This window comes from Amycolatopsis kentuckyensis, from assembly GCF_002155975.1.
In the GTDB taxonomy this organism is placed as follows: domain Bacteria; phylum Actinomycetota; class Actinomycetes; order Mycobacteriales; family Pseudonocardiaceae; genus Amycolatopsis; species Amycolatopsis kentuckyensis.
Genome location: NZ_MUMI01000355.1, coordinates 1 through 3,655 on the forward strand (window position 1 = coordinate 1; position 3,655 = coordinate 3,655).

At 74.8% G+C, this 3,655-nt stretch carries 4 protein-coding genes; all 4 read left to right on the forward strand.

Going from position 1 to position 3,655, the window contains the following annotated elements; genetic code table 11:
• Positions 1–2,474, forward strand: a 2,474-nt coding sequence (locus tag CCN39_RS30855) for a sensor histidine kinase (protein ID WP_143264217.1), incomplete at its 5' end; no start/stop codon positions are given.
• Entirely contained in the window at positions 2,471–2,950 is a 480-nt protein-coding gene (locus tag CCN39_RS30860) for a roadblock/LC7 domain-containing protein (protein ID WP_086847912.1), read from the forward strand. The genes CCN39_RS30855 and CCN39_RS30860, both read left to right, overlap by 4 nt.
• Entirely contained in the window at positions 2,947–3,327 is a 381-nt protein-coding gene (locus tag CCN39_RS30865) for a DUF742 domain-containing protein (RefSeq protein ID WP_086847914.1), read from the forward strand. Before CCN39_RS30860 ends, CCN39_RS30865 begins: the two co-directional genes overlap by 4 nt.
• 13 nt (positions 3,328–3,340) lie before the next feature.
• Positions 3,341–3,655 (forward strand): MHYT domain-containing protein (locus CCN39_RS30870; RefSeq protein WP_279629594.1); only part of this gene is annotated, 315 nt, incomplete at its 3' end.

Consider the following 3,655-nt stretch of genomic DNA (forward strand, 5'->3'; position numbering starts at 1 on the left):
CGGCGAGCTTGCCCAGCGCGCTGAACACCGCGCTGGGCAAGCTCGCCGGGATCCGCGCGGCCGGCGCCGGCGGGGGCGACGTCCGCACGAAAGCCGCCGGCTACAACGACATCATCGCCACCCTCGGCGACCTCGTGCCCGCGTTCGTCCCGGCCGACGCCGGTGCCGAGACCGCGGCCGGCGCGGAAAACGCCCGGCTGCTGGTGCACCTGCGGGCCGAGCTGGCCACCGAGGAGACGTACGCACGCGCGGCGCAGAACAGCCCGGACGACGCGTCGCTGCGGCCGGCGATCGTGCAGACGGCGGCCGAGCAGGAGGTGCTCGGCGAGCAGGCCGAACACCAGCTCCCGGCTGCGCTGCTGCCGCGGTTCAAGCTCGCGACGAGCTCGGCCGAGTCCCGCCTCGACACGCTGCAGGAGACCGGCGCGCCGCTCGCGTCGTTCGTCCCCTCGATCGCCGCCGAGACCACCGGCGTGACGGCCGTGCTGAACGACGTCACGGCGAAGCTGGCCGGCGACGTCTCGAACGCGGCCGACCGGGCCCGCGCGGACTCGCTGCGCGACACCGCCCTGGTGCTCGGCTCGCTGCTCGGCGCGCTCGCGATCGCGCTGCTGGTGGTGCGGTCGCTGGTCACGCCGGTGCGCCGGCTGCGCGCGGCGGCCCTGCGCGCGGCGAACGACCAGCTCCCGGAGACCGTCCGCCAGATCCGCGAGGGCCACGACGTCGACTGGCGCGCGGTGCCCGGCTCGGGGGTCGAGACGGAGGAGGAGATCGGGCAGCTGGCGCGGGCGTTCGACGACATGCACCGCCAGGCGGTGCGGCTCGCCGTCGAGCAGGCCGAGCTGCGCAAGCAGGTCAGCGAGATGTTCATGACGCTGTCGCGGCGGAGCCAGTCGCTGGTCGAGCAGCAGCTGTCGATCATCGAGGACCTGGAGGCGGGGGAGCAGAACCCGAGCCGGCTCGACGAGCTGTTCCGCATCGACCACATCGCCACCCGCCTGCGCCGCAACGGCGAAAACCTGCACGTCCTGGCGGGCGGCCGCCCGGTCCGCCACGGCCGCGAACCGGTGCCGACCCGGGACCTCCTGCGCGCGGCGACGTCGGAGGTCAAGGACTACCGGAGGGTGGCGCTGGGCAACGCGCCGCGCAGCTCGGTCCAGCCCGAGGCGGCGGCGGACGTGGTGCACATCCTGGCGGAGCTGCTGGAGAACGCGACCCGGTTTTCGCCACCGGAGCACAAGGTGGCGCTGACGGCCGACCGCGGCGCCGACGGCGGACTGCTCATCGAGGTGGTCGACCAGGGCCTGGGCATGACACCGGCGGAGCTGGCCACGGTGAACGACCGCCTGGCGGCGGCGGGCGCGGTCGGCCCGGAGACGACCCGCCGGATGGGGCTGTTCGTGGTGGGCAGGCTGGCGGCCCTGCACGGGGTGACGGTGCGACTGAGGGCGACGGGAGCGGCGGCCCGCCACGCGGGGGTGACGGCGAGCGTCCACGTCCCGGGCGCGCTGGTGATCGCGGACCTGGCCCGCCCGATCGGCGCGGGCCGGCTGGCCCCGGCCGGCCGCACCGGCCGGCCGCGGCCGCCGGTGGTGCCCGCGCAGGCTTCGACGCCGATCTTCGAGCAGGTGGTGACGAGCTGGTTCACCGAGCCGGCGGCGAAACCGGTGGTCCGGCGGAACGGAAAGTCGGGGCCGGGGGAGTGGCCGGCGGTGGGAGCCGCGGCCGAGCTGCCGGCGGCCTCCGCGCCGGAGGGGAAATCCGCGATCGGGTCTCCCACCGCGCACCGAGCACCGGCGGCCGAGCCCGCGGACAGGCCACCCGCGGCCGAGACCGCTGAGGTTCCGGCAGACCGGGCCGAGCCGGCGAGCGAGACTTCCGGAGCCCACCGGGCGATCCCGGCGGAAACCTCCGCGGCGGCGACGGCGACGGATTCCGGAGTCCACCGGGCGATCCCGGCGGAAACCTCCGCGGCGGCGACGGCGACGGATTCCGGAGTCCACCGGGCGATCCCGGCGGACACCACCGCGCCCGCGGCCGCCACGGATCCCGGAGTCCGCCGGGCGATCCGGGCGGAAACCACTCCGGCCGCAGATCCCCGAGCCCACCGGGTGATCCCGCCGGAAACCTCCGCGCCCGCGCCTGCCGCCGATCCCACCACGCAGCCCGAACTCGCCCCCGTCGGTGACTGGGACACCCCCGCCGACCGCACCCGGGTGGCCGCCGAAAGCGCTCTCCAGGTCCCGGCCGCGCAGAACCTCACCGGTTCCGGCCTGCCCACCCGGCGGCCCGGTGCCCAGCTCGCGCCCGGGGCCGTCGTTCCCCGCGTCCGCGAACAGACCGGTGGCACCTTCCGCGATGCCGCCGCCGTGCGCAGCAGTCTGTCGCGGCACTACCAGGGCATGCGCGCCGCGCGGTTGGAAAGCGCCGCGCGTGCCGAACGATCCGGAAAGGACGAAGTGGATCCGCGATGACGGAACTGCACCCCCGGCGCTCCGCCACCCAGCAGGCGGCCCGCCCCCTCGGCGGGACGCGGCCGCCCGAACGGTCCGCGACGCTGAACTGGCTGGTCAACGGGTTCGTCCAGGACGTCTCCGGTGTCGCGCACGCCGTGCTCGTCTCCGCCGACGGGCTGCTCGTGGCCGCCGACGAAAACCTGCCGCGGGAACGCGCCGACCAGCTCTCGGCCATCGCCGCCGGCCTGTCCAGCCTGTCCCTCGGCACCGCCGAGCTGTTCACCGCCGGGCGGGTCGTGCAGTCGGTGATCGAGATGGAGCAGGGGTTCCTGCTGCTGATGAGCGTCGGTGACGGCTCGAACCTCGTCGTGCTCGCCTCGACCGGCTGCGACATCGGGCTGGTCGGCTACGAGATGACGATGCTGGTCGAGCGGGTGGGGCAGAAGGTCGACGTGCCCGCGCGCGAGATACCGGTGGCCCAGGACCACCGGTGATCGACGACGCGCACGGGGACGAGCCGCGCCGCAGCCCGGCGCTGGCCCGCCCCTACGCGTGGACCGAAGGCCGCACGGCCCCGGCGGTCGACATCGCCGTCGAAGCACTGGTCGAGACCACCGCCGACGGCCGGGCCGAAGCCGTCTACCAGACGTCGAGCGCGCTGGCGGAGGTCCTCGAACTGTGCGTCCGGCCGCGGTCGCTGATGGAGATCGCCGCGCTGCTGGCCCTGCCGCTCGGCGTGGTCCGCGTGCTCGTGTCGGACCTGATGCAGGACAACCTGGTGATCGTCCGCGACACGCTGTCGGACACCGCCACCTGGGGCGAACGCCACGACCTGATGGAACGCGTGCTGCACGGGCTGCGCGACCTGTAGAGAGGACTTCGCCATGGAGCACTTCGCGCTCGGGCACTGGCTGCTCGTGCTCGCGTACCTGACGTCGGTGGTCGGCTGCGCGCTCGGCCTGGCGTGCGCGGTCCAGGCCCGCCACGCCGCCGATCCCCGGCGCCGCGTGCGCTGGCTGGTGCTGGCGGCGATCTCGATCGGCGGCGTCGGCATCTGGCTGATGCACTTCGTGGCGATGCTCGGCTTCAGCACCCCGGGCATGCCGGTCCGCTACGACATCTTCCGCACGGTCCTGTCCGCGGTCCTCTCGGTGACGGCGGTGTTCGCCGGGCTCGTGGTGGCGGCCGGCCGCGCGAAG

Bases quoted from the DNA above. Each gene is read 5' to 3' on its own strand.
- CCN39_RS30860 (WP_086847912.1), top strand. From the start codon at position 2,471: ATGACGGAACTGCACCCCCGGCGCTCCGCCACCCAGCAGGCGGCCCGC.